The sequence below is a fragment of the Pseudochrobactrum sp. sp1633 genome (genome assembly GCF_030376605.1).
Taxonomy (GTDB): Bacteria; Pseudomonadota; Alphaproteobacteria; order Rhizobiales; family Rhizobiaceae; genus Pseudochrobactrum.
On record NZ_JARRAE010000019.1, the window covers coordinates 28,106 to 53,980 of the forward strand.

Consider the following 25,875-nt stretch of genomic DNA (forward strand, 5'->3'; position numbering starts at 1 on the left):
GTCATATTCCTGTGGCCGATCCTGTTACGCCTTTTGCTCAGGCAAGGCAGGCTGAACATCATCCGGTATCGGATTGATGAAAACCGTATTGCCGAGGCGTTTTTTATGATCGGCTTTGGCTGCTGTAATATGCTCCGGATTGCGGAACAGTTCAGCGGCCGTACTGCTCATGATTTTCGCTGCATGTGCCATGCCTTTATGGGCGGCAGGCAGTTTACCCTGTGCTACCATCTGCCAGGAGTGCAGCGGTGTGCCGATGGCACAGGTGGCACCGCGCATTTGCACTGTCGGAACAACCCAGCTCACGCTGCCCACATCAGTGGAGCCGACGAGAGAATTGTCACCGTTATACGGCTTATAGACCTCTTCGCATAGAGCGAGGCCGTCTTTTGGTTCTACACCAAAACGGCGGAAGGCATCCGAGATATCTTCTTTGCTCAAAGTATCCTGAAACTCGCGGGCGGTTTTTCTGTCCTGCTCGTCAAAAACAGGGGCGCCCAGCCGCTCTAACTGCACATGCATCAGCTGTTCCAGCGGCGCGTTGCCGATCAGATTGGCATCGCCGCTGATGATTTCATCGCGCACCGACGTTTCCGTCATCAGGGCTGCACCCTGAGCAATTTTGCGAACACGTTCCAGCAGGGACTGCATTTCCGGCAGGCTGAGAGCGCGGATCAGATAGCGCACTGTGGCTTTGGCCTGCACAACATTCGGCGCAATGCCACCGGTATCTGTCACAGCATAATGAATGCGCGCGCTGGAAGGCATATGCTCGCGCATATAATTGACGCCGACATTCATCAGTTCCACGGCATCCAGCGCACTGCGGCCAAGATGCGGCGCGGATGCGGCATGGGCTGCGCGGCCGGTAAAGTGAAAGCTGATCTCGTTACAGGCCAGCGAAACCGGATCATTCACACCGGCAAACGGGGCAGGGTGCCAGCAAAATGCGACATCCACATCATCAAACAGGCCTTCACGCACCATAAAGCCTTTGGCCGAACCACCTTCTTCAGCCGGGCAGCCATAATAGCGCACGCGGCCTTTGATGCCGTTTTCAGCCAGATAGGTTTTGAGGGCGGAGGCGGCAAGCAGAGAACCGGAGCCAAGCAGGTTGTGGCCGCAGCCATGACCGTGGCCGCCACGCTCAATTTCTTGCGGCTCTGCCAGACCTGCAATTTGGCTCAGACCCGGCAGAGCATCAAACTCACCGAGGATGGCGATGACAGGGCCGTCTTCACCGGCTTCGCCCATGACTGCGGTTGGCAGTCCGGCAATGCCGCGCTCTACGCGAAAACCTTCGTCACACAGCATTTGTGCATGGGCATCGCTGGCTTTGTATTCTTCATAATTGGTTTCGGGATTGTCCCAGATCGTATCGCTCAGGTCAAAATAAGCGGGGCTTTTCTCTTCAACGATATCCCAGATATCAGAATGGTTTTTCATTGCCTGCTCCGTTTGATCCTGACGCGCGCTACATCGTCTGCGGATAATTATAGTGTTATGCTCGTTCATCCGCCGGGCTGGGAACCCTGAGAGGTATTACAAGTTTATGATGTGCTGATAAAATCCCTTGGCTCTGCATACAAGAGTTGTTTTGCATCATTAGCGCTCATTCAACATAGTTTGATGTCAAATGACGCGGTAAAATACCATTGAGCCGCTTAAGGGTCGTCCTCCGCGCAGAAAACCTCCTATTTCTGACCGGCAGATAACTACAGTGACGAAATGGCAGAGTACAGGCGCAATATTGTTCAAAAAGATATGGTATTTTTCCAAACTGGATAAAATTTATGCCAAATTGAGCAAAAGTCAGCCATTTCGCATATGTGAATTTATCCCCTTGAGGGCAAAGTAATTCTGCCCGTGGAGGTTATGCACAGGGATGGTGATGAACGTGTTGTTTTTACTGACCGTTGATCAGCGCCAGAATAAGCTGATGAATATTGCCGCCCTGTGCCATTTCTGACCGGTCAAAATCGCGGCCTCTTTGCCGCTGTTCCTGAAACAATTCAGAGAGCTTCTTGTTTAATTCAGTTTTGAATTTGCTGCATTTCGGGTCATTGGCAACAGACATGCCGACAGTTGCAGTCTCAATTTTCTGAACCATCTCTTTGATATAGTCACCATGAATATGCTCATGTTTTTCAATGCCTGCGTAGAATGTCGCCCAGCGCGCAGCCGTTTCCGGCGATAGTTTTTGCGCAGGTTTAGGCAGGGTATATGTAATCGTCAGTTTCGGCTTTGCGGAAACCAGTGTGCAATTGCCGTCATCTGTCTTGTATTTTCTCGACCAGAGCAAGGTGAAATTGGTGTGGGCGATGGTGCGGATATTTTTGCCGATCTGCGGGCCTTTTTGCCCGATTGAGGCATATAGCTCAGCGGGTGACGTGCCGGAGACAGAATAGGTCTCCACTTTCTCAACCGGCTGCCATTCGGCCTGCGCATTGCTTGCCCAGAGACTGCTGCCCGCGAGCAGTGTGCAGAAAATGTTTTTAAGTGTCATCGATAACTTCCGGTCTGACCGACATTGCGTATGATTGCCGGAACCGGCCAGTTATCTCTAGAGCGCATCCCGAAAACTGTGAAGTGTTTTTCGGGATGCGTAGTCATTTAAAGAATGGAGACTTTACCGGAGAGGGATGGCAACGGGACGCAATGGCGCCGCATCACCACCACGGATCTTCAGCGGGCCGCCGATAAAGGCAAATTCATAGACTTTGTCTTTGGAGAGCTCATCCAGAGCAATCAGCTCGATAATCGGAGCACCCTGTTGCGCCAGCAGATAAGTATGCAGCGGCACATAATCGTCAGCCACTTCGGACGGGAAGGTTTCAAAACTCAGATTATCCGCGCCGACAATCATTGCTCCGCCTTCTTCTACCAGATAGCGCGCTGCATCCAGACCCATTCCCGGAGGTGCAGCCATATAGGCTTTCGGGTCGTTGAACAGCTTCATCCGGCCGGTGCGGATCAGCACAATGTCGCCTTCCTGCAGCGTGGTTTTCTGTTTGGCCAATGCATCTTTGAGATCCTGACGGGTGACACGATATTGATCCGGCAGCATATCCACACCTTTGGCCGCGGCCACGTCGATCAACACGCCACGAGCAATCAATGGCGGAAATTTTTCAATGCCGGTACGGTTCCAGCCGCGATCACCCAGATGGTCATCGGCCTTGAAGCCGTTCCAGATTTTGCCGTGAATGCCGAAATGGTTCAGCGCATCAATATGCGTGCCGGTATGGCTGTACATGGAAAATGCCGTTCCGGTATAGCTACGCGTGGTGTTCATATTTTTGCCCACACCCATCGGATCATCAATCTCGGTGCCACGCGGTGTATGGGTCATCCAGAACTGATAATGCGGGTCACCGGCATCCTGCCAGCCTGGCATGCCCAGATAATAATCGGTTGCCAGATCATAGACTTTGCTGCCGTCAACACGGGAGAGAATGGCTGCGCGCGAAGCCGGCGTGATGAGGTTCAGACGACCGATTTCATCATCAGGCCCCCACGGACTGATGCCGACTTCCTGTCCGCTGACGGCAATAGCAGGTTTGGCTGGTGTTTCAGCAAGGGCGGGTAACAGGGATGCAGAGAGGCTGGCAGTGCCGAGCATCAGCAGACCGAGAAGACGGTTGGTGCGTTTGAGTGACATAGTCATTCCTTTTGAAGTGTTTTTGTTTGGTCTTTTGAGGTGTTTTGTTTGGGGGAGGAGGAGAAAGTCAGGCGGCTTGCATCATGTCCTGCAAACGGCTTTTGAGCAGTTCGGCAGGTGTGGTCTGTAAGCGCAGAGGAGGAATATTGGTGTCAGGAGAGCTGACAAGCAGGGTCGGAATGGAGCGGATACCAAGCTGCATGGCCTGTATGCGGTCTGCCTGCACGCGTTGAGCGGCACTTTCGCCGGTCATGGCTTGTGTGAAAGCATCACGGTCACAACCTTGAGATACAGCAATTTCTGTGAGGGTTTCGGCATCGCCGATATTGCGGCTTTCTGTGAGATGGGCGCGTTGGACAGCGTCGAAGTAATTCCAATGAGCAATATCACCGCCAAGCATATGTGCCGCCTGACAGGCAAGTGCTGCTGCCAGCCCGTTCGGGTATTCAAAGCTCTGCGCCCGCATACCTTCAATATTAATGCGCTGTGCATCATCCTGTTTGGCACAGGCTTTCCAGTGACCAAGTATTTCGCTCTTGGCGCGTTCCATAGAGCCGAAAACCTGCACCATCTGCTCACGGGAATCCTGCAGAACAAATGTGTGGTGGCGCACCTGAATACCGAGTTCACCGGTAACCTGACGCAGGCGGGGTGACATGACATAGCACCAGCCGCATACGACATCGTGATAGAAGTCGATGACCAGAGGGGAGGCGCTCTTGTTTATCTGAAGTGTCATTGTGATGTCCTTTCGTTGGACATCACATTACTGATCCCGCGATAGCGGAATAAGCACTTGGCGGTGCAAACAGTTTTTACTGCAGGTTAAGAATGGAACAGTCAGCTCGCCTGCAAAGCCGGCGGCAGACGGCTGGCGAGGAAATCCACAAAGGCTTTGACCTTGGGCTGCAAATGTCTGCTGGTCGGGTAAACCGCATAAATATGACGGGGTTCATTCACGAGTGCAGGCAGAATACGCTGTAATCTTCCGTCGTGAAGCGCGGGGTCTGCAAGAAAAGACGGTAAAGCCCCGATTCCCAGTCCTGCAATCAGCAGATCACGCAGCATCAGACTATTATTGACCTGACTGTGCTCTGCACCGGATAACAGGGCAATGTTTCCCGTTTCCTGCTTGTCACGGTCATCATCTGCCGTGATGCCCTGCGTATGTGCCAGACTGTAACTCAGCATTTTATGGCGTTGCAGATCGGCGGCACTGGCCGGTATTCCGTATTTTTCCAGATAAGACGGTGCGGCACAGAGCTTCTGCTCAAGGGACGCAAGACGACGGGCAATCAGTGAAGAATCTTCCAGCGTGTTACGCAGCCGGATGGAGACATCAAAGCCATGTGCAACGGCATCAACCAGCCGGTCTTCCATCACCAGATCCAGTTGCAGGTCCGGATATTGTTGCAGAAACTCTGCCAGTAACGGCGAGAGAACGCTGATCGCAAACGACAATGGCGCATTGACGCGCAATTTGCCGGTGACCCGCTGGGATTGCTGCTTGATAGAGCGCTCAAGCACGTCCAGCTCGTCTAACAAGCGGCAGCAATCGGCATAATAGGTGCGGCCGGTATCGGTCAGGCTCATGCTGCGGGTTGTGCGCTGAATGAGCACCGTATCGAGATGCGCTTCCAGTGCGCGTAGCTGCTTGCTGAGACCGGCAGGCGAAATCCCCAGATCTTCCGCAGCTTTAGCCAGTCCGCCAAGTTCGACAATGCGTCTGAAAGTGCGCATAGTGTTGAATGTATCCATGACGGGCGGAGCCTCCGGTTTTTCGCTTCGGCCTGTTTGATTTTTAGACGGTAAGCCTGTTCTTAATCGGGATACCCGTTCTTAGTTGGGATCATCGTGATTTTCTATAAAATTATCAATGGAACTCAGGCCGAGATCGTTCCAGTATCCTCATCACGGAATCACTTATCCTGATCATGAGCTTAGTGACTGAGATGAGTGCCGGATGGAATGGGGAATACCAGTATGAATATCTATAAAAAGGCTCTTTCAGCGACCGCGCTTGCATTGGTGGTTGGTGGATTGGCCTCTGCTCAGGCTTCGGCAAAAACACTGATCTATTGCTCGGAAGCAGCACCGGATAATTTTGATGCGGCGACAACCACATCAGGTGCCACTTATGATGCTTCTGCGCGTAACGTGTCGAACGGCCTGATCAAAATCAAACGCGGCTCGACTGAGCTGGAGCCAGGTCTTGCCGAGAGCTGGGAAATTTCGGAAGACGGTAAGGAATATACCTTCCATTTGCGCAAAGGCGTAAAATTCCACACGACAAGCTATTTCACACCGACCCGCGAATTTAATGCTGACGATGTGATTTTCACTTTTGCGCGTCAGGGCGATAAAGAAAATCCTTTCTACGGTAAGGGCACATGGCCGCAATATGGCGCATATTCCTTCCCGACCCTGCTGAAAGAAATTCAGAAGATTGATGATCATACGGTCAAGTTTGTTCTGAACCGTCCTGAAGCAACGATGATTGCCTCGCTTTCACTGACTTTTGCGGTTATCCAGTCCAAAGAATACGGCGACAAGCTGATCGCTGAAGGTAATACTGATCAGATGAGCCAGATGCCAATCGGCACAGGCCCTTACCAATATGTAGCGTATCAGGCTAACAGCGCGATCCGTTATCAGGCCAATCCTGATTATTGGGGCGGCAAGCAGAAAATCGACAATCTGATTTTCGCGATCACACCGGACGCGTCGGTGCGCTATCAGAAGATGAAAGCGGGCGAATGCCACATCATCGCTTATCCTAATCCGGCAGATGTTGCTGAGATGAAGGCGGATACGTCGCTTGAAGTGCTGCGTAAAGAAGGTCTGAATATTGCATTCATGGCCTATAATACGACCGTTGCACCATTTGATGACGTCCGCGTGCGTAAAGCTCTGAACATGGCAATCAATAAGCCTGCGATCATTGAAGCGGTTTATGAATCCACCGGTATGGTTGCGATCAATGCAATGCCTCCGGGCGTTTGGGGTTATAACAAAGACGTTAAGGACGATGCTTATGATATTGAAGCATCGCGCAAACTGCTGGAAGAGGCCGGTGTCAAAGATCTTTCCATGAAGATCTGGGCAATGCCTGTTCAGCGTCCTTATATGCCGAATGCCCGCCGCGCTGCTGAAATGATGCAGGCTGATCTGGCTAAAGTCGGCGTTAAAGTTGAGGTCGTTTCCTATGACTGGAGCGAATATCTGAAGCGCTCGCTGGAAAAAGACCGTGACGGAGCGGTTATGCTCGGCTGGACCGGTGGTATTGCTGATCCGGATAACTTCCTTGCAGCTCTTCTGGGTTGTGAAGCTGTGGGCAGCAGTAACCGTGCAAACTGGTGTAATGCTGACTTTGAAAAGCTGATTCAGGCAGCCAAGCTGACGACAGATCAGGCCGAGCGCACCAAGCTCTACGAGCAGGCGCAGGTTGTCTTTAAAGAGCAGGCTCCTTGGCTGACAATCGCCCATCAGGTGATGGAACAGCCGGTCAGCAGCAAGGTTAAGGATTTCCGCGTTGATCCTTTCGGTGGCTATCTCTTTGAAGATGTGGACATTGAAGAATAATTCTTCCGGAAATTGCCTGTCTTGCAGGTGATGACCTGTTTCAAACTGAATGGCGCCTTTCAGGCGCCATTTTTGCACGGCCTCCAAGATTATAATTTTATGAGCTGATCTGAAAGAAGTCCGATGGATATTGTTGAACGCTTCCTGAACTACACACGTATCAATACCACAGCCGTTTCCGACGCGGGAAAACTGCCTTCCAGCAGTGGCCAGACCGAACTTGCACAATTGCTGGCGGGAGAATTGCGTGAACTGGGTCTGACAGTGGAAATGAGAGATCATTCCATTGTGGTTGGTACATTGCCGTCCAATATCAAAGATGCAGACCGTCAGGCACCGGTAATCGCCTGGGTGGCGCATATGGATACCAGCGGTGAATATGATACTGACACCAAAGCGCAGGTGGTGGAGTATCAGGGCGGCGATATCGTGCTCAATAAAGCGCTTGATATTGTAATGCGTGTTGAAGAGTTTCCTGAACTGAAGCGCTATGAAGGCGACCGCATTATCGTGACAGACGGCACAAGTCTTTTGGGTGCGGATAACAAATCAGCCATTGCTGAAGTGATGCATGCCATGCAGGTGCTGCGCGATAATCCGCAGATCGAACATGGCGAGGTTAAAGTCGTGTTCGTGCCGGATGAGGAAATTGGCCTGCTCGGTGCCAAGGCGCTTGATGTGCCAAGCCTCAATGCGGATTTTGCCTATACGCTTGATTGTTGTGCTGTGGGTGAAATTGTCTATGAGAACTGGAATGCGGGCGAGTTCCATATTTCATTCCGTGGTCAGCCGGCGCATCCGATGTCCGCCAAGGGCAAGTTGCGCAATGCCATTCTCTATGCGCAGCAATTTGTCGGTATGTTGCCAGCCGGTGAGCGGCCGGAACATACGGAAAAGCGCGAAGGCTATTACTGGGTTAAAGGCATTCAGGGCAGTGTTGCTGCTGCAAAAATCGTGGTCGATATCCGTGACTTCACAGAAACAGGCTATGACACGCGCCGCAATTTCATCGATACGCTGGCAGCCACATTTAATCAGCTGCATGGCGAGGGTACGGTCTCGGTTGAGTATCGCCCGATGTATCGCAATGCTGCTGAAGGGCTGAAAAGGGATAATTTTTATCCGGTTGAACTGGCTCTGGAAGCGATGAAAGCTATCGGCGTTGAGCCTTATTCTATCCCTATGCGCGGTGGTTATGACGGTGCAGTCTTGTCAGAAAAAGGTCTGCCTTGCCCGAACCTGTTCTGCGGTGCGCATAACTTCCACTCGATCTACGAGTTCCTGCCGGTTGCCTCATTGAATAAGGCATCGGAAATGGTGATTGAGATTTTGAAGCGCGCTGCGGCGGCTAAACGCTGATCAGGTGCATGAGCACGGTATGAATACAGCAGGCGCGGTTCTATTCCGCGCCTGTTTTTTACTCTGTGAGCAGCAATGTGTGAAAGCCGGTGATGCGCAGCAGATGGGCGCGCCACTCTGCAATGGCCTGATAATTATTCACATACCAGCGTAGTGCTGAATAGACCTGATTGAATGCGCCGACAGTCATCATCAGACCGCCGAAATTCAGTCCGCCCGAAAAATAAATCGGTGCAGCGGCCAGAATTGGCACAACAATCGCCATCCAGCCAAAACCGGATGAAATCCATGTGAGATTTGTCTCCATGAATATGAGCTTTTTGATGCTGAAATACAGGCCCTGAAACTTACTGCGCAGAAAACCGATCTTTCTTTCGCTTTCATTGGCCATCGGATAATTGTCGTTCTCGCTGATGATCGTCACGAGAGCGGCTCTGAACTCAGCTTCCTGCGCTTCACGGGCGGCATTTAGTCTGACCAGCCCGCGCCCCACCAGACGACTGAGCGCGGAGGCAATCCCGACATAGAGAATAGCCGCCCACACCATGTAACCGGGCAGCGAGAACGCATAGCCATTATAGTGGAAGACAAAGCCTTCCGACACATTCCACAAGATACCGATAAAACTGAATAATAATATGGAGGACTGGATGAAGCCGATTGTCAGTCCTGTGGTTGAATCTGCCAGCTGTCTTGTGTCCTGATGGATGCGCTGGTCGGGGTTTTGTGCATAGAAGCCGGATTTGTCGAGCTTGGATGCCTTATTTCCATGCAGCCAGCAATTAATCAGGTTTTTGACAATTGCTTTGCGCATCATGACTGAAAGGGTTTGCTGAAACCAGTTTTGCGCAACATTGAGGATCAGCAGTCCGGCGGCAATAAACACAAAGATTTTCAGCTGCCTGATGAATTCAGGCACATCCCGCTGTTCAATGGCGTTGTAAAAAGGAACATTCCATTGATTGAGTGTGACCTGTCCATAGGCGGTTGCCAGCAGGATAAACAGCAATACGGCGGACAAAGCCGCAAGTTTCAAAAATTCTTCCGAGGAGTTCAGTAGTCTGCGCAGAATGCCGAGCTGCGTGAAAAAGGGAATGTCCGGTAAATGGCCGTCATGCTGAGGGGCTTGTTGATTTTGCACCGAAACGATTTCTTCCAACTGTTGACCCTGTCATTCTGACTACAGATTCAAACTAGTGGAATTTACAGCACTGATCCAGTGGCAATCTTTGCTGTGTTGCAACAAGCCGGTGAAAATGACAGCCTGATAATGCTGACAAGATACATAAAAAAATCCCCCGATCAGTGGCTGATCGGGGGATTTGATCATGTGCTTCTGCAGAAGAGGATCAGTCTTCTTTGCCGTAAATGCCGGTGTGGATTACACCATCTGCACCACACCATGCGCGGTACATACCCGGACTGTTGAATGGCAGCTCGATATTGCCTTTGGCATCAATAGCGATCAGACCGCCTGAGCCGCCGAGTTCACCGAGTTCCTGCACCACATCACCGGCAGCCTTTGCAAGGCTCTGGCCTGCCCAGCGCATACGGGCATCAATTTCATGGCCGACTGCCCAGCGGATGAAATACTCGCCGTGACCGGTAGCAGAAATCGCGGCGGTTTTATCATCTGCCCATGTACCGGCACCGATCACAGGGCTGTCACCCACGCGACCTGGCGTTTTTGCCGTCATGCCGCCGGTTGAGGTGGCCGCAGCAATATGACCGTTTTTGTCGAGCGCCACAGCGCCGACAGTGCCGTGCTTGCGTGCCGGATCACCGTCATCAGCCAGACCGAGACGGCGGCGTTCCATTTCCGCTTTCAGCGCATCCAGACGCTGCTGAGTGCCGAACCATTCCGGTTCCATCATTTCCAGACCGGCATTCTCACAGAAACGCTTGGCACCGTTACCGGCAAGGAAAACATGCTCCGTCTGTTCCATCACCGCACGCGCTGCCAGCACCGGATGACGCGGGCCGCAGATGCCGGTAATCGCACCGCAACGGCGGGTTGCACCGTCCATCACGGCTGCGTCCATTTCATGGGTCGCATCAGTGGTATAAACCGCGCCGCGACCGGCATTGAATAACGGATTTTCTTCCAGCGCCATCACGGCTGCAGTTGCGGCATCCAGCGCAGTGCCGCCTTCATTCAGAACAGTCAGGCCTGCTTCGAGACAGGCTTTCAGGCCCGCGTGATAGGCCGCTTCCCGTTCAGGGGTCATGTTGGATTTCAGGATTGTGCCTGCACCGCCGTGGAGTGCAATAACAGGAGTAGTTTCAGACATGGTATTCCTCAGATTTTTAAAACGCAGTCATGAGAACGCCGTCTCAATGGAGACGGCGTAACTTCATCAGTCAGAGCGTAGTTTCGGATCAAGAGCATCGCGCAGACCGTCGCCGAACAGGTTAAAGCCCAGAACGGTCAGGAAAATCGCAATACCCGGAAACAGTGTCAGGTGATCGGCAACGCCCATATAGGAACGGCCGTCAGCCAGCATGGCACCCCACTCAGGGCTTGGCGGCTGTGCGCCGAGACCGATGAAGGAGAGGGAGGCGGCTGTCAGAATGGACGTGCCGATACGCATGGAGAAATAGACGATCACATTCGGCAGTGTACCCGGCAGAATATGGCGCAGCATAATCACGCGGTCTTTCACGCCGATGGCGCGGGATGCATCCACATAGACAGTGCGCTTGAGCTGCAAAGTCGTACCGCGGGCAAGGCGGGCAAAAACCGGAATAGAGAAGATTGCAACCGCATAGATCACATTGGTGATGCCAGGTCCCAAAATCGCGATAACCGCAATCGCCAGCAAAATGCCCGGAAAGGCCAGCAGCAGATCGCACAAACGCATCACGGCGGAGTCAATCCAGCGACCGTAATAGCCGGAGACAATACCGAGCGAGACACCAACCAGAGCGCCAAGCGTCACGGACAGGAAGCCGACAGACAGCGAAATCCGCGCACCCCAGATGATACGGCTGAAAATATCGCGGCCATAGGTATCTGTGCCAGCCCAATGGGCGATACTCGGGCCTTGCAGCACGGCATTATAATCCGGAATAGTCGGATCATAAGGGGCAACAAATGGCGCGAAGATGGCCATCAGCACCAGTGTGATGATGAAGCCAAGCGCAATCATTGCCACTTTTTGTTTTTTAAAGCGGCGCCAGAATTCGGCCAAAGGCTTGCGCATTTTTTCGGTGGGTTCCACCACAGCAGTCGTCGCACTCATTTGTAGCGGATCTCCGGATTTGCGAAGGCATAAAGCACATCAACCAGCATATTGATGAAGATGAATTGCAGCGAGAACAGCAGGATCAGCGCCTGAATGACCGGATAGTCACGATAGGAAACTGAATCGACCAGCAGACGGCCAAGACCCGGCCACGAGAACACGCTCTCAACCACAATAGATCCGCCGAGCAGGAAGCCGAATTGCAGACCGACCATCGTGATAATCGGGATCAGCGCATTGCGCAGCGAATGTTTCCAGATCACACGGCGCTCCGGCACACCTTTGGCGCGCGCAGTGCGGACATAATCTTCACGGGCAATTTCAATAAAGGAGGAGCGAGTGAAACGTGCCATTACCGCAGCAACACCAACGCCGAGCGTAAAAGACGGCATGACAAAATGCTGCCATGTGCCGTAGCCACCGGTCGGGAACCAGCCGAGATGTACGGAGAACAGGTTGATGAGCAGCAGACCGAGCCAGAAAGGCGGAAAGGAAATCCCGGAAACCGCAATAATCATACCCGCATAATCAGGCCATTTGCCGCGTTTGACAGCGGAGACAACCCCGATCAGCAGGCCGAGAGCCGTTGACCAGAGCATGGCGAACAGGGTCAGCCAGACGGTCGGCATCAGGCGGGCGCCGATTTCTTCCGCAACAGTGCGGCGGGTTTTCAGCGAAACGCCAAAGTCGCCCTGCACAGCACGGGTAAAATAGCGGACGAACTGTTCAGGCAGCGGTTTATCAAGCCCGAGCGAGGAGCGCACAACGGCGACATCTTCAGCGCTGGCTTCAGGGCCGGCAACCAGACGGGCAGGATCACCGGGCAACATATGCACGAAGGCAAAAACGCAGACCATCACCATCGCAATGACAGGGACAGTGGCCAACAGCCGTTTGATCAGATAGGCAAACATGGATTTCCTTTCTGAAAAACTGTGCTGACCGTATTAAGCGTATCCCGAAAAGTGCGAAGCGGGTTTCGGAAAAGATACGCGTCAAATAGCGGTCAGCACTCGCTTTCAGATGCGATTATTCAGCAAAAGCGGCATCTTCGAGCAGGAAGCCGCGGTCAGGCAGCATATAAACGCCTGAGAGGGTCTTGCTTTTAGCTGCAATATTCTGGCCTACACCAAGGAAAATCCACGGTGCATCCTGCCATGCAAGCTTCTGCACTTCCGCATAGGCTTCAGCACGTTTCGCCGGATCTGCGGTTGCAATACCTGCTTCAATCGCAGCATCAACCTTCGGGTTTTTATAGTATGCAACGTTGAACATTGCAGGCGGGAAGCTCTGGCCGTAAAGCAGAGGACGGATACCCCAGTCAGCATCACCTGTGGAAGCTGACCAGCCACCGTAATACAGCTGCACAGTTGCATCTTCAGGCTTATCAACGCCCCAGACTTTCTGCGCTGCAACACCGGCTTCAAGCGGCACGACATTGACCTTCACATTGATCTGCGCCAGCTGCTGCTGGATGAACTGCGCTGCACGCAGGGATCCGGTATTGGAGGCAGCCCAGACTTCAGTTTCAAAACCGGCTTCGAGACCTGCTTCTTTCATCAGCTCTTTGGCTTTGTCGAGATTGAAAGTGTAGTCACCGGCTTTCACATGGAATGCCAGAGCCGAAGGAATGATGGAATCTGCCGGTGAGCAGTAACCATTGGAGACAACTTTACAGAAAGCATCTTTATCAACGGCATAGTTCAGAGCCTGACGCACACGCAGATCGTCAAACGGCTTTTTCAGATTGTTCATGGCAACGTAGGTTTCAACGATCGACGGTGTCGCTTCGACCTGAACATTCGGGTTATTCTCGACTGCCTTTATCAGCTCAGTCGGGAATGTCGGTACATATTGTGCTTCACCGGTCTGCAGCATGGCGAAACGCGCACCGGATTCCGGCACAGAACGGATGGTCACACCATCAACTTTCGGCAGGCCTTCTTTCCAATAGTTGTCGTTCTTCACGACTTCCAATGTATCAGCAGCCCAATGTTTGAACGTGAACGGGCCGGTACCAACCGGATTGCGGTCAATATTCTTGCCGTGCTTTTCCAATGCAGCAGGCGAAATCATCATCGCACCCGGATGGGCGAGGGAGGCAACCATCGCACCGAAAGGCTCTTTAAGGATCAGTTTGATTGTTGAATCATCAACGGCCTGTACTTCTTTGACCATAGAAACAAGGCTGCGGCGGGACAGCTTGTTATCCGGATTGGCAAGACGGTCGATGTTGAATTTGGCAGCGGCGGCATTGAAATCTGTGCCGTCGTGGAACTTGATGCCCTTGCGCAGTTTGATTGTAAACTCGGTGGCATTTTCATTGGCTTCATAGCTTTCAGCGAGAAGCGGGATAAGTTTCATATCCTTGTCGAAGCCGAACAGGCCCTGATAAATCAGGCGCAGCGAGGTCTGGGACAGGGTGTCATTGACCACAGCAGGGTCAAGGCCGGTCAGGTTGTCCTGTACGGCGACTGTGAGCGGTTTTGCCCAGACAGTGCCCGGAAGCATGACAGCGGCAGCCAGTGCCGATGACAGCAGAATTGATTTCAGTTTCATTAGTCTCTCCTTCCACGTATTATTTAAAATCGCCGATCGGGTGGCGGGCTACAAAGTGCCCCGGTTCCACCTCAACCAATGGTTTGACAACGGGCATATCGTCGGGCTTGCGCACCGGACTTGGAATTTCGCCTTCAATCAGCGGTCTGTTGCGGTCGCGCCGTGCCGGATCGGCAATCGGCACCGCAGAGAGCAGACGACGGGTATAGGCATGCTGCGGATTTTCAAAAATCTGACGGCGTGGGCCGATTTCAACGATTTGTCCGAGATACATCACGGCCACGCGGTGTGAGACGCGTTCAACCACGGCCATGTCATGGCTGATGAAAATATAGGACAGGCCACGCTTTTCCTGCAATTCCATCAGCAGGTTAATCACCTGTGCCTGAATGGAAACATCGAGCGCTGCCACAGCTTCGTCGGTAATCAGAATATCAGGATCACCGGCAAGCGCGCGGGCAATGCAGATACGTTGACGCTGGCCGCCGGAGAACTGGTGCGGATAGCGACGCGCATGTTCCGGCTGCATGCCGACGTCGCGCAGCAATTGCATCACGCGCTCTTCAATCTCATTGCCCTTGGCAAGGCCATGCGTGATCAGCGGTTCAGCAATGGAGAAGCCGACAGTCAGGCGCGGATCGAGCGATGCAAACGGATCCTGAAACACATATTGGATCTTGCGGCGTACAGCGAGCTTCTCAGCACCGTTCAGCTTGAAAATATCCTTGCCACGATAGTGTACCGAGCCGGAAGTTGCTTCCTGCAACATCATCAGCGTGCGGCCGGTGGTGGATTTACCGCAACCGGATTCACCGACAAGCGCCAGTGTCTCACCCTGCCGCAGTTCAAAATTCACCTGCTCGACCGCGTGAACACGACCGGACAGTTTGGAGAAAAAGCCTCGGCGGATATCAAAGCGCGTGACAAGATCCTGCACCTTCAGCACAGGTTCATCGGATTTGATGGTATCCTGCGGTGGTGAGATTTCAAACTCGGCCGGCTTGCCATCTGCTGTAAGTTCAGCCTTGAGCATCGGAAAACGACGCGGCAGATCTTCACCATTGAGTGCGCCGAGACGCGGGACGGCTGCCTGCAAAGCACGGGTATAAGGATGCTGCGGGGATTTAAACACGTCTTCCACAGTGCCTTCTTCCACTTTTTCACCGTGGCGCATCACGAGCACACGGTCGGCAACCTCTGCCACAACGCCCATATCATGGGTGATGAACAGTACAGCCATACCCATCTCTTCCTGCAACAGGCGGATGAGGCGCAAAATCTGTGCCTGAATGGTCACATCAAGCGCTGTGGTCGGCTCGTCTGCGATCAGCAGTTTCGGCTTGCAAGACAGTGCCATCGCAATCATCACGCGCTGGCGCATGCCGCCTGAAAGCTGATGCGGGTGACGGTCAAGCAGACGGGCAGCATCAGGAATACGCACTTTTTCCAGCATGCGCAGCGCTTCCGCACGCGCCTCCGCAGCGGAACAGTTTTGGTGCAGGCGTACGGCCTCGGCAATCTGATCTCCGACGGTGAAAACCGGATTAAGCGAGGTCATCGGCTCCTGAAAGATCATGGCAATGTCATTGCCGCGGATCTTTTCCATCGCTTTCAGGGAATATTTGGTGAGATCGGTGGTCACACCATCATTGCCGGTGAAATGAATACCGCCTTCGGTGATCTTACCGCCGCCGCTCTCCACCAGACGCATGATCGCCAGCGAGGTCACGGATTTACCCGAGCCGGATTCACCGACAACAGCCAACGTTTCTCCGGCCTTGATCTCGAAGGAGAGGTTTTTAACCGCACGGAATGTGCTTTCATCACCTTTGAAATCAACGCTGATATTATCAACGCGGATGACAGGGTGGGTGACTGGCACTGCTTGCGGGTTACTCGGCTTCACTGACATCCGTGGTCCTCGTCTTGGACTGCGGATGATCTTTATCGTCCGCATAGAAATAAGGCATGAGAAAGCGTGTGCGTGTTACGGCATCGGAAACGCTTTGATGATGAGCCGCCAGAACGGCGAGAATAGTTTCAAACGCAGCAAGCGCTGCGATGCCGGAACTGTGCAGAACCGGATGATCGGCCGGAATAAAAACCTGTTCTTGGCTGAGCGCACAAAGCGGAGAATGCGCGCCGTCAGTAACAGCGATGCAATAGGTGCCTCGACCACGGGCGAGCTTCATAAAGTCGACTGTGTGTTGTGAATAGCGCGGCAGTGCCATCGCAATCAGCAGATCTTCAGGTCCGAGCCCTGCAATTTTAAGGGCGACCCGCTCCATCCCGTTCTCGCCGGTCAGCATGATCTGCGCGCGGCTGAAAGGCAGCAGCCTGTCGGCAAAAAGCTGGAGAAGATTACCACTGACACCAAAGCCTAAAAAAGCAATGCGCTGGGCGCTCTGAATGCGCATGGCGGCGCTTTCCCAAACCGGATTGTCCGCCTGCTGCGCAACAGTCTGTACCTGCGAAAGAGCATTTTTGAAGGAGTCTTTAATTACACGCCGTGGCGGGATGTGACGGGCGCGGTCAATATTCTCTACCGGTTTCAGCAAGGACTGATAGCCCTGCACCGCATGCGCACGAAATTCGGTATAACCGTTCAGGCCGAGCGCTTTGACAAATCGTGTAATAGTGGCAGTTGAGGTTTCGGTCGCGGAGGCGAGCTCTTCAATGCCCATTGTCGCAACAGGAAAAGGGTTCGTCAGCACATAATCAGCAATTTTTTGCTGATTTGCTGTCAGGCGTGACCACTGTGCTTCTATGAGCGCTGGTAGATTCACTGATTCCCCCCTCAATTATCTCCCGAAAAAAATCCTATCAAAAAAGATTCAATATGAAAATCTTTTTCATATTATGTGACAAAATATCTTTTCTCATTGGTATAGAAAAACTTAGCCGCGGCTCCGGTCGGAGCGCACGGCTTTCAGCAGTGAAAAAGTCCTTGTCTGTGGGGGGGGGCGGGAGTATCGTCGAACTGTATTTTACTGTTGTGACTTTATCAGTAACTGGACAGCGCGCGTGAGTTCAGCCTCATTCAGAGTGGCGAAGCCGAGACGGAAAGCTTCTGCGGGGCGCGTTTTATCCAGTTCAAAATGACTGCCAGGCAAAACAGAAAGCCCTGAGCGGGCAGCACACTCTGCCCAACCTTTTGCATCGCCCTGATTGAGTTTGAACCAAATGGCCAGACCACCGGCCGGAAGGGAAAACTGACCATATTCCTTCAAAGAATTGTCTAACAACTCAGCCAGAAAATCACGTCTCGCATGATAGATCCGGCGCGCTTTGCGGGCATGGCGTTTAATGGTGCCGTCCGCGAGCAGGTCACTCAGAGCCAGTTCCAGCGGCAGATCGCCCTGCCTGTCAATTGCTTCGCGGTGCAGGGTCATTTTTCTCAGAATATCCGGCGGAGCCACGGCATAACCAATGCGGATGCCGGGTGCTAGCAGTTTGGAAAACGAGCCGAGATAAATGATTGGCAGTTCTGTGCCGGAGCGTGCCATGAGCGGCAAAACGGGTCTGCCATCGTAGCGATATTCATTATCATAATCGTCTTCGATGATCACCAGATTGTAGCGTTTTGCCAGTTCCAGCAGGCGCAAGCGTCTAGCAGCCCCCAATGTGACAGTCGTCGGATATTGATGATGCGGCGTCAGATAAACGGCTTTGAGCTGCCTGTCACGTTTGACAAGCGTCTCCAGTGCATCAACGTCAATGCCGCCTTCATCAACCGGAACACCGACAACTTGTGCACCGGCTGCACGAAAAGCCGACCATGCCAGCGGATAACCGGGTTGTTCAACCGCTATTTTCGTGTCCGGCTCGATCACTGCTTTCGCAGCCAGAAACAATGCCATCTGGCTGCCTCTGGTGATGAGAATGTCTTTCGCCGAGGCAATCAGCCCGCGCTCAACATTTAAATAAGCGGACAGGTTTTCCCGCAGAGATTTGTTACCGGCGGGGTCACTATAGGAACCGCCATGTGTAAAATTGGTGCTGGTGAGTGCTCGCCGGAAGGCTTGCGCGAAAGCTGCTGTCGGTAGCAGACGGGCATCCGGTGCACCATCGGAAAACTTGAGCAATATACGGGGTACATTGCTGTTGACCGGCGCCTGAAGATGAAGGCCATGTGCCGCTGCGTCAGACTTGACGACTTCCGGCAAGTCGCGCGCAACAAATGTGCCGCGCGAAGGCTCGGTTGCCAGCCAGCCCTGCATCGTCAACTCATGATAGGCGGCATCTACAGTGTTGCGGTTGAGTTTGAGCGTCTGCGCCAGCGAGCGTGTTCCGGGTAAAGCTGCCCCGGGTTTGAGACGACCGCGCTCAATTTCACTGATGATCGAGCGTGCCAGCGCGAGAAAGATCGGCTCCCGTTCTCTGGCTGAAATTTCGATTGCGAGTGCGGTACTTTTTCTCATCGCTTACCTGAATTGATATGCGCCGTTGCTATATGGTGAATTAACATCACAAAACACCGGCGTCTTGAAGTCTCAGCCTTGCAAACGGCGGGACCAGTCCTCAACTTTGCGCGAAGCCAGACGTTTGATGGCATAGTCGCGCCAGTTTTGCGCAAGATGCTCAAGCTCTGCCATGACGGATAATTCAGCGAAATTCAGCGTGTCGACATATAAAATATGCCATGCTTTATGGATCGTCCAGTCGGGTGAGGGGCGGTCAATCAACCGTAGTTCATCCCCGGCTTCAACCGTGCCCTCCTGCAAGACACGATAATACCAGCCTGTGCGGCCGCTGCGCTGAACCCGCAGCGACATATCGGTGGTGTCAAACCGGATATTCAGTTTCCAGCAAGGCTGCCGCCCCTGACTAACCTGAATAATGGCATCACCGGCCTGAAAAGTGTCGCCGATTGCAACCGTGTTTTCTGTCAGGCCGGTTGTCGAAAGATTTTCTCCGAAGGCACCGGCTTGTTTTAAGATATCGCGCTCGCCAATTTCCTGCTGCCAGATTGCATAGTGATCATAAGGGTAATGATGGACTGCTTTTTCAGGGCCGCCGTGATTTTTCCGGTCTCCCTGTGCGTCCTTGATAAAACCCTCAATGCCAAGTCGGTTCTTACCCGAAGACGGCAATTTATGAATGGCGCTGGGCGCATCGCGGGGACCAAGCGGGGCAACGGAGCCGGTCAGAACTGTATCAATCGAAATCATATCTGTGTTCTCTGTGGCGTAAGAATAGAACCATTTCTGACCAATATGGATTTTGATATTGGTCAGAAATGGAGGCCGACTCTGGATTTGAACCAGACTGAACGGATTTGCAATCCGTTGCGTAACCACTCCGCCATTCGGCCTGATGATGAGAGTTGGACAGGTTGGTTTTTAAAAAGTCTTGGGAGGACATTTATATAAAACCGTCTCCTGAATACAGATGATCAGAGCAGAACGGATGGTCCGGAATTTAAATGAAAGACAGGCCGGTCAGTTAAGAGAAGCACTATCGAATCGTGCGTCCGGCAGCTCTGAATTTGTCTTTTCTGCAGTGCATCGTTGATTGGAAATATGCGGCGCATTATTGGGATGAGACGCTGAGAACAGTTTTTTGTACCATTCTGAGACGCACGCTAAACTCATTGAAAATATTATGTTTTTTTGTTGACGTGTGTGCATATGGCTATCATATAAATTAGACGCCCTGTGGATAGGCAGGGGAGGAAATTTATCCGTTGCCTTATATGTCTTCGTGCCGGTTCTGCGTGAGCGTGCGGCTGTTTTGAGGGTTTCCGGTCAACAGAATAATGATTGGGAAGAAAGAACTCAGTATGCGTTTGCCAATAATTTACGTATCTGCCCGCGCGGCTTTGCTGAGTTCATGTTCGCTGATCGTATTTGGTCTGAGTTTTTCTGCTCAGAGTGCTTTGGCTTGCAGCAACACTGATCCCACTTGTTCCGGAAATGCCACTTTCGTTGTGGCGGCACCTCGCTATTTCACTGCCTTATCACCGACATGGCGGTTTTTTGATAATAGTATGCTCAGCTTGACGGGGGGCAATGTCGTTGATGGTGGCAGGATAGAATTTTATCAGAACAGCATTTTGAATGTTGGCATGGAAAATGCGCTTGGAACCTCCGGCACTATTGTCTTCAATAATATGTCAGGCGGCACCGGCGGTATTTTCCGGTTAAACGGTTATAATACAACGGTCGGAACCATCAGTAGTGTTGCTCAGGGCAGCGGGGTCATCACGAATGACGGCGCGGACAACAAAAGTCTGACTGTGCACGGAGATGCAGCCGGATCTGTTTTTTCCGGTAAAATCCAAAACGGCAGCGGCACCGGCACGCTGGGTCTGACACTGGCTGCCGGAGATCTGACACTGAGCGGGGCGAATACCTATACAGGCGGCACAAAGGTGCTGTCGGGTGTGCTGCGTGCAGGCAGTGCCGGAGCCTTTGTTGCCAATACGGCCTATGTTTTAAATGGCGGCACGCTTGATCTCGGCGGTTATGATCTTGTTATGTCTTCGTTGGCCGGAACAGGTGGTACATTGCAGGCGGGGACGGCCAGTCTCACCGTTAATCAGAATGTAAATACAAGTTTCGCCGGAAGCATAACCGGTAGCGGCCAGTTTATCAAAGGCGGCTCCGGTGAGCTTGTATTGTCCGGCAATAGCTCGGATTTCGCCGGATCGACAACTGTGACGCATGGCAACCTGAAGATCACAGGGGCATTGGGGAGTTCTGAAGGAGCAATCAATGCCGGTTCAGCATCCGGTGCTGCGGTGAATGTGGCCGGACAAAATGCGCAATGGATAATTGAGAACAATCTGACAATCGGCGGCACCGGTTCCGGAACGCTTGTCATTGAGAATGGCGGTACCGTCTCCAGTCAGTTCGCTACGATCAGCAGCGGGAGCGGTACAGCGTCGGCTATTGTTCGTGACAGCGGCTCGGTCTGGTCAAATGCGAAAGCCCTCTTGGTCGGAACAGCAGGGACAGGCAAGCTCTCAATTCTGAACGGGGGCAGCGTTTCCAGCGAAGACGGTTATATCGGCCAATACCAGAATAATAGTGGTGAGATTGTCGTTTCCGGCGCAGGGTCAACTTGGTCAAACAGCGGGTTTCTTAGGGTCGGAGATATGGGGGGCAGTGGTTCTCTGACGATTGATCAGGGCGCTGTTGTTTATAACAAGGACAGTTTTATTGGCAGCATGGGCGGAAGCACAGGTGCTGTAACCGTTAGCGGCGCCGGTTCAGTCTGGCATAATACCGGCGAGCTGAATGTCGGCTTTGGTATGTTGTTCAACTATGGTGCCGGTACTTTGACGATTGCAGATCGTGGCGAAGTCATCGTTGGTGCCGCTGGTTCCGGTGCAGTTTTCCTTGGCAAGGAAGGGATGTTCCCCGGATTTGGAACCAGTGGCACGCTTAATATTGGTGCATCCACGGGCAATGCCTCAGATGCCGTTGCTGCGGGAGCACTCAATGCGTCGGCAGTTGAGTTCGGTAAGGGCAGCGGCACACTGAATTTCAATCACACCGATGCAAATTATAATTTCTCATCGGTTCTGAAAAGTACCGGCCAGGGTATTCACAGTCTGAACCAAATTGCCGGAACCACAATTTTAACCGCTGATAATTCCGCTTTCAGAGGGAACACCACCGTTTCAGGCGGCAAACTTATTGTCGGAAACACCTTGGGTGGTGCGGCTTCAGTAACGGGCGGTACATTGCAGATTGGCAATGGCGGCACTTCAGGAACGATTGCCGGCAATATTAATAATGACGGCATTCTTGCTTTCAACCGAACAGATGTTGCTACTTTTGCTGGCAATATTTCAGGCGGGGGCCTTGTTCAACATATCGGCAGTGGCACAACCATTCTGTCCGGTGTGAATAACTATAGTGGTGGCACCACCATGCGTCAGGGGATTTTACAAGTCTCGCAGGATGCTAATCTGGGTGCTGCGACCGGCGGGTTAAATTTTGACGGCGGTGCGCTCTCGACCACAGCAAGTTTCAATACTCTGCGTTCAGTTGTGCTTTCGCAGGCAGGGCAGGTCGTAGTTGCAGACGGTGCAGAGCTTGGGTTTAACGGTCAGGTGACGGGCAGCGCCGTTCTGTACAAGCAGGGCAATGGTACTTTGCTGCTGGATAATGCAGCAAATGACTATGGTGGTACTGTCGTTGAAGCGGGAACTCTAATCGGTAATGCCGGTTCGGTTTCCGGCAATATAGGCAATGCCGGAACTGTCATTTTTGATCAGTCTGCGGATGCCGGTTTCAACGGTTCAATCGCAGGTTTTAACGGCACAAAAGGGTCAATGGTTAAGCGGGGGCTTGGCATGCTGTCACTTGACAGCACGTCATCGCTTAATTGGCTGGTAGAGGCAGGCGGGCTGACAACGGCAGCCGAGCGCTTCGGCGGAGATGTCGCGATCAGTAAGGACGCTGACTTCACGTTCCGCCAGCTGGCAGGCGCGGGCTATGGCGGTGCGGTTTCCGGTGCCGGTCATTTTGTTAAGGCAGACGCGGGGCAGCTTCTGCTGACCGGTGACAGTAGTGCTTTTACCGGTACGACGACCATTGCTGAGGGCTTGTTGACTGTAAACGGCAAGCTCGGCGGGACAGCTTTGGTTGGCGCGGGCGGTAAACTCGGCGGCAGCGGCACCGTTGGCTCGGGGGCAGGTTCGGTTGTTACTGTGGCGTCCGGCGGCGTGTTTTCTCCGGGGAACTCGATCGGCACGCTGAGTGTTGATGGTGATCTGGTGTTTGAAGCGGGATCGCGCTTTGAAGTTGAGGTCAATCCGCAAGGCACAGAGTCCGATCTGGTGCATGTTACCGGCACGGCCTATCTGAATGGCGGAGCGGTGGCGCATATCGGTGCAGGTGGCCATTACAATCTGCGCTCTGATTATACAATTCTCGCAGCAGATGTCGGTCTCAATGGGACGTTCGACGCTGTCACCTCTGACTTTGCATTTCTGACGCCTGAGCTGTCCTATGACTATGCTGCTCATAAAGTTGATCTGAAACTGAACCGGAATGACACAAAATTTGCGGATAAAGCAGACACGCATAACCGGACTGCCGTGGCTGCGGCTTTGGACGGCATCGGCATGGCTGCTGCAAATCCGGTATATGATGCCGTAGCACTTTTGCCGGATGACAGAGCCATTATCGGAGCAAGTCTGGATCAGCTCTCCGGCGAAGTTCATGCTTCCGCTAAAACAGCTTTGATTGATGATAGTTTCTTTGTTCGTGAAGCTGCCAATACCCGTGTCCGCACCGCTTTCAGCGCAGGTTCCGGCAATGCTGTAGCGGATACAAGCGGGCGCTTTGAGATCTGGGGGCAGGGCTTCGGCAGTTGGGGCAAGAATAAAGCAGACGGAAACGCTGCAAAGCTTACCCACTCAGTTGATGGTTTTCTTGCAGGTGCTGATACTCAGGTTTTTGATAATTGGCGGCTGGGTATGCTGACAGGCTACAGTCAGAGCCGCTTTGATATGCATGATCGCAATTCATCCGGCTCAAGTGATAATTATCACCTCGGTATTTATGGCGGTTCGCAATTTGACAATCTGGGCTTGCGCACAGGTCTTGCCTATAGCTGGCATAGTCTTGAAACCAGCCGTAATGTGATATTCGGCAACTTCTCCGATAAGCTAAGCGCTGATTACAATGCCGGCACGTTTCAGGCTTTTGGTGAGTTAGGCTATCGCATTGATACCGGCATTGCCGCGTTCGAACCATTCGTCAATCTTGCGCATGTCAATTTGCAGACACGCGGTTTCAGCGAGCAGGGCGGTTCTGCGGGTTTGCATGCGGGCAGCCAGACAACAAATACGACATTCACGACATTGGGTGTTCGGGCTTCAACACAGTTTGAACTTGGGCGTATCAGTGCGGCAGCACACGGGACGTTTGGTTGGAAGCATGGTCTGGGCGATCTTACACCTCTGTCCGTTCAGGCGTTTTCTGCGGGAGATGCATTCACAATTTCGGGTGCGCCACTTGCAAAAAATGCGGCAGTCTTAGAAGCCGGTTTCGACATGAAGCTGACACCTGGTGCAGTGCTTGGCGTCTCATATCAGGGGCAGATTGCGTCAGATGCACGCCAGCATGGTTTTAAGGCAAATCTTGCTGTCAGGTTTTAATTTGCCGCTCCTGAGTTCATTGAAGCTTGTCACAAATCCAGATTTCTGAGCCAGCTTTCAAAGCTCCTTGCGGTGTCATTTTTGGGCGCTGCATCTGTGATTTCGGGATGTGACGGGATTAGGCTCTTTCGTACTTCGCTCGGACTAATTCCGAATTCATTGGTGAAGGCGCGGGTGAAGTTGGCGGCCACATCAAAACCGGCCGTTTGCGCTATATCCAGAATTCTGTCGTGATTGGTCGGGTTTTGCAGTGTTTCATAGGCAGCCTGCAAGCGTTGTTTACGAATATAGTTCAGCACGCCGCCATTGGGCTCAAAGAGCTGATAAAGGCGCGTGCGGGATATCCCGACGGCACGGCATATTCTGTCCGGATTTAAGTGCTGCTCATAAAGATTGTGATGTATATAGTGATGGATGCGCTCCATCGTGCCGGAATTGACTTGCACTGATGCGTTTTGCTCGGTTTTAACATATGGCTCAATTCCATTGATGATCATGTTGCGGATCGTCTGCACAATTCTTGGCAGATCATCGGCGGTGAGTGCAGGCAAATGCGCTTCAACCTGTCCTAAATAGCTGGCCAAAAGGGCTGCCAGATTGCCTGACAGAATTGAGTTGTTCGCTGTTTTAAAACTGCCTGCCTCATCGGCAAACAGGCTGTAGGGCATATAGAGCAGAACGATTTCAGATTTCGTGCAGCGCCCGCGATAAGCATGGCCAAGTGTGCGGAAGGCAACCTTGCCGTCATTGGTTTTAATCACCCTGCCGTCAACCTCTGTCCATGCCTGCCCGCTGCGCCGCAAACCGAGATACCAGTGATCAATCGGGCTGTAGCGCAATTGCGCGGGAGTGCGAGCATAGCTATAGGCGTCACTTTTCTGCTGGACGAACAGCATTTTGCCCAGATGCCAGACCGTATGGGTCGCGAAAAATCCGTCTTTCGGGGAAATACCATCCGGCAGATGTACATCAATCACCGGTTGCATATAGGCGCGCCACGCCTCGAATTGTTCATCCAAAGGTAAGTTCTGAGTAGAGAAATGCAAAGGGCTTAAAGCCGGAACCGCAGGAGGCGTAGCAACCGGATCGGGTGCGCCTTCATCCGGGCGCGGATACCTGCGGCGTTCTACATGAGGCCAGGTTGCAGGCGTATCAGAGATGGGGTCGTTTTCTTTAGAGCTTTCTGAATGATCATGCATACGGTTTCTCCCGTTCACCGCACTATATTTGCCGTGAAAGCCTGTGAAATTTGTCTGCATCGTATCGTTGGTGCCCACCATAGCACATCTACATTAGAAATGTACTAATTGATAAGTTCCGGGATGGAGGGATAACGACAATCATTTAAGATA

General features: G+C 52.6%; 18 protein-coding genes and 1 tRNA gene. 3 read left to right on the forward strand and 16 right to left on the reverse strand.

Features of this window, described 5'->3' with window-relative positions; translation table 11 throughout:
• Positions 1–24 precede the first annotated feature (24 nt).
• The 5 genes from P8H26_RS15815 to P8H26_RS15835 form a co-directional block, all read right to left on the reverse strand.
• Entirely contained in the window at positions 25–1,446 is a 1,422-nt protein-coding gene (locus tag P8H26_RS15815; RefSeq protein WP_289634169.1) for a M20 family metallopeptidase, read from the reverse strand.
• Positions 1,447–1,906: 460 nt separating this feature from the next.
• Positions 1,907–2,506, reverse strand: coding sequence for a DUF922 domain-containing Zn-dependent protease (locus P8H26_RS15820; protein WP_289634170.1), 600 nt, complete (start codon positions 2,504–2,506; stop codon positions 1,907–1,909).
• A gap of 123 nt (positions 2,507–2,629) precedes the next feature.
• Entirely contained in the window at positions 2,630–3,661 is a 1,032-nt protein-coding gene (locus tag P8H26_RS15825; RefSeq protein WP_289634171.1) for a cyclase family protein, read from the reverse strand.
• Between the two features lie 67 nt (positions 3,662–3,728).
• A complete protein-coding gene (locus tag P8H26_RS15830) occupies positions 3,729–4,400 on the reverse strand; it encodes a DsbA family protein (RefSeq protein WP_289634172.1) in 672 nt (223 codons plus the stop codon).
• Positions 4,401–4,501: 101 nt separating this feature from the next.
• Complete coding sequence (locus tag P8H26_RS15835) at positions 4,502–5,419, reverse strand: LysR family transcriptional regulator (protein ID WP_289634173.1); 918 nt, start codon at positions 5,417–5,419, stop codon at positions 4,502–4,504.
• A gap of 225 nt (positions 5,420–5,644) precedes the next feature.
• On the opposite strand from P8H26_RS15835, the gene P8H26_RS15840 reads away from it, so the two are divergent.
• The gene (locus P8H26_RS15840; protein WP_289634174.1) at positions 5,645–7,243 is read left to right on the forward strand and encodes an ABC transporter substrate-binding protein; all 1,599 of its coding nucleotides are present in this window, start codon (positions 5,645–5,647) and stop codon (positions 7,241–7,243) included.
• 123 nt (positions 7,244–7,366) lie between these two features.
• Positions 7,367–8,602: a peptidase T gene (gene pepT, locus P8H26_RS15845; protein ID WP_289634175.1), complete on the forward strand. Its 1,236-nt coding sequence runs from the start codon at positions 7,367–7,369 to the stop codon at positions 8,600–8,602.
• 58 nt (positions 8,603–8,660) lie between these two features.
• On the opposite strand, the gene P8H26_RS15850 is transcribed toward pepT, so the two are convergent.
• The 10 genes from P8H26_RS15850 to P8H26_RS15895 all read right to left on the reverse strand — a co-directional run bounded on the left by P8H26_RS15850 (position 8,661) and on the right by P8H26_RS15895 (position 19,720).
• Positions 8,661–9,761: an SbmA/BacA-like family transporter gene (locus P8H26_RS15850; RefSeq protein ID WP_289634176.1), complete on the reverse strand. Its 1,101-nt coding sequence runs from the start codon at positions 9,759–9,761 to the stop codon at positions 8,661–8,663.
• Positions 9,762–9,951: 190 nt separating this feature from the next.
• Positions 9,952–10,893, reverse strand: coding sequence for an isoaspartyl peptidase/L-asparaginase family protein (locus tag P8H26_RS15855; protein ID WP_289634177.1), 942 nt, complete (start codon positions 10,891–10,893; stop codon positions 9,952–9,954).
• Positions 10,894–10,959: 66 nt separating this feature from the next.
• Positions 10,960–11,844, reverse strand: coding sequence for an ABC transporter permease subunit (locus P8H26_RS15860; protein ID WP_289634178.1), 885 nt, complete (start codon positions 11,842–11,844; stop codon positions 10,960–10,962).
• A complete protein-coding gene (gsiC, locus tag P8H26_RS15865) occupies positions 11,841–12,761 on the reverse strand; it encodes a glutathione ABC transporter permease GsiC (protein ID WP_289634179.1) in 921 nt (306 codons plus the stop codon). The genes P8H26_RS15860 and gsiC overlap by 4 nt, the downstream gene beginning before the upstream one ends.
• A 115-nt stretch (positions 12,762–12,876) precedes the next feature.
• Positions 12,877–14,406, reverse strand: coding sequence for a glutathione ABC transporter substrate-binding protein (locus P8H26_RS15870; RefSeq protein ID WP_289634180.1), 1,530 nt, complete (start codon positions 14,404–14,406; stop codon positions 12,877–12,879).
• Between the two features lie 19 nt (positions 14,407–14,425).
• Positions 14,426–16,318, reverse strand: a complete 1,893-nt coding sequence (locus tag P8H26_RS15875) for a dipeptide ABC transporter ATP-binding protein (RefSeq protein ID WP_289634181.1) — start codon at positions 16,316–16,318, stop codon at positions 14,426–14,428.
• A complete protein-coding gene (locus tag P8H26_RS15880) occupies positions 16,299–17,192 on the reverse strand; it encodes a MurR/RpiR family transcriptional regulator (protein WP_289634182.1) in 894 nt (297 codons plus the stop codon). The genes P8H26_RS15875 and P8H26_RS15880 overlap by 20 nt, the downstream gene beginning before the upstream one ends.
• 201 nt (positions 17,193–17,393) lie before the next feature.
• On the reverse strand, positions 17,394–18,827 hold the full coding sequence (locus P8H26_RS15885; RefSeq protein WP_289634183.1) for a PLP-dependent aminotransferase family protein: 1,434 nt from the start codon (positions 18,825–18,827) through the stop codon (positions 17,394–17,396).
• Between the two features lie 72 nt (positions 18,828–18,899).
• Complete coding sequence (locus P8H26_RS15890) at positions 18,900–19,577, reverse strand: MOSC domain-containing protein (RefSeq protein ID WP_289634184.1); 678 nt, start codon at positions 19,575–19,577, stop codon at positions 18,900–18,902.
• Between the two features lie 69 nt (positions 19,578–19,646).
• Positions 19,647–19,720 (reverse strand) — tRNA-Cys (locus tag P8H26_RS15895).
• A gap of 468 nt (positions 19,721–20,188) precedes the next feature.
• Between P8H26_RS15895 and P8H26_RS15900 the strand changes: the two genes are divergently transcribed.
• Positions 20,189–24,523, forward strand: coding sequence for an autotransporter domain-containing protein (locus P8H26_RS15900; RefSeq protein ID WP_289634185.1), 4,335 nt, complete (start codon positions 20,189–20,191; stop codon positions 24,521–24,523).
• A 29-nt stretch (positions 24,524–24,552) separates the two neighbouring features.
• On the opposite strand, the gene P8H26_RS15905 is transcribed toward P8H26_RS15900, so the two are convergent.
• Positions 24,553–25,722: an AraC family transcriptional regulator gene (locus P8H26_RS15905; RefSeq protein ID WP_289634186.1), complete on the reverse strand. Its 1,170-nt coding sequence runs from the start codon at positions 25,720–25,722 to the stop codon at positions 24,553–24,555.
• Positions 25,723–25,875: the final 153 nt, after the last annotated feature.

Coding starts and splice junctions, on each gene's coding strand:
- P8H26_RS15815 (WP_289634169.1), bottom strand. CDS start 1,446: ATGAAAAACCATTCTGATATCTGGGATATCGTTGAAGAGAAAAGCCCC.
- P8H26_RS15820 (WP_289634170.1), bottom strand. CDS start 2,506: ATGACACTTAAAAACATTTTCTGCACACTGCTCGCGGGCAGCAGTCTC.
- P8H26_RS15825 (WP_289634171.1), bottom strand. CDS start 3,661: ATGTCACTCAAACGCACCAACCGTCTTCTCGGTCTGCTGATGCTCGGC.
- P8H26_RS15830 (WP_289634172.1), bottom strand. CDS start 4,400: ATGACACTTCAGATAAACAAGAGCGCCTCCCCTCTGGTCATCGACTTC.
- P8H26_RS15835 (WP_289634173.1), bottom strand. CDS start 5,419: ATGGATACATTCAACACTATGCGCACTTTCAGACGCATTGTCGAACTT.
- P8H26_RS15840 (WP_289634174.1), top strand. CDS start 5,645: ATGAATATCTATAAAAAGGCTCTTTCAGCGACCGCGCTTGCATTGGTG.
- pepT (WP_289634175.1), top strand. CDS start 7,367: ATGGATATTGTTGAACGCTTCCTGAACTACACACGTATCAATACCACA.
- P8H26_RS15855 (WP_289634177.1), bottom strand. CDS start 10,893: ATGTCTGAAACTACTCCTGTTATTGCACTCCACGGCGGTGCAGGCACA.
- P8H26_RS15860 (WP_289634178.1), bottom strand. CDS start 11,844: ATGAGTGCGACGACTGCTGTGGTGGAACCCACCGAAAAAATGCGCAAG.
- gsiC (WP_289634179.1), bottom strand. CDS start 12,761: ATGTTTGCCTATCTGATCAAACGGCTGTTGGCCACTGTCCCTGTCATT.
- P8H26_RS15870 (WP_289634180.1), bottom strand. CDS start 14,406: ATGAAACTGAAATCAATTCTGCTGTCATCGGCACTGGCTGCCGCTGTC.
- P8H26_RS15875 (WP_289634181.1), bottom strand. CDS start 16,318: ATGTCAGTGAAGCCGAGTAACCCGCAAGCAGTGCCAGTCACCCACCCT.
- P8H26_RS15885 (WP_289634183.1), bottom strand. CDS start 18,827: ATGAGAAAAAGTACCGCACTCGCAATCGAAATTTCAGCCAGAGAACGG.
- P8H26_RS15890 (WP_289634184.1), bottom strand. CDS start 19,577: ATGATTTCGATTGATACAGTTCTGACCGGCTCCGTTGCCCCGCTTGGT.
- P8H26_RS15900 (WP_289634185.1), top strand. CDS start 20,189: ATGCGTTTGCCAATAATTTACGTATCTGCCCGCGCGGCTTTGCTGAGT.
- P8H26_RS15905 (WP_289634186.1), bottom strand. CDS start 25,722: ATGCATGATCATTCAGAAAGCTCTAAAGAAAACGACCCCATCTCTGAT.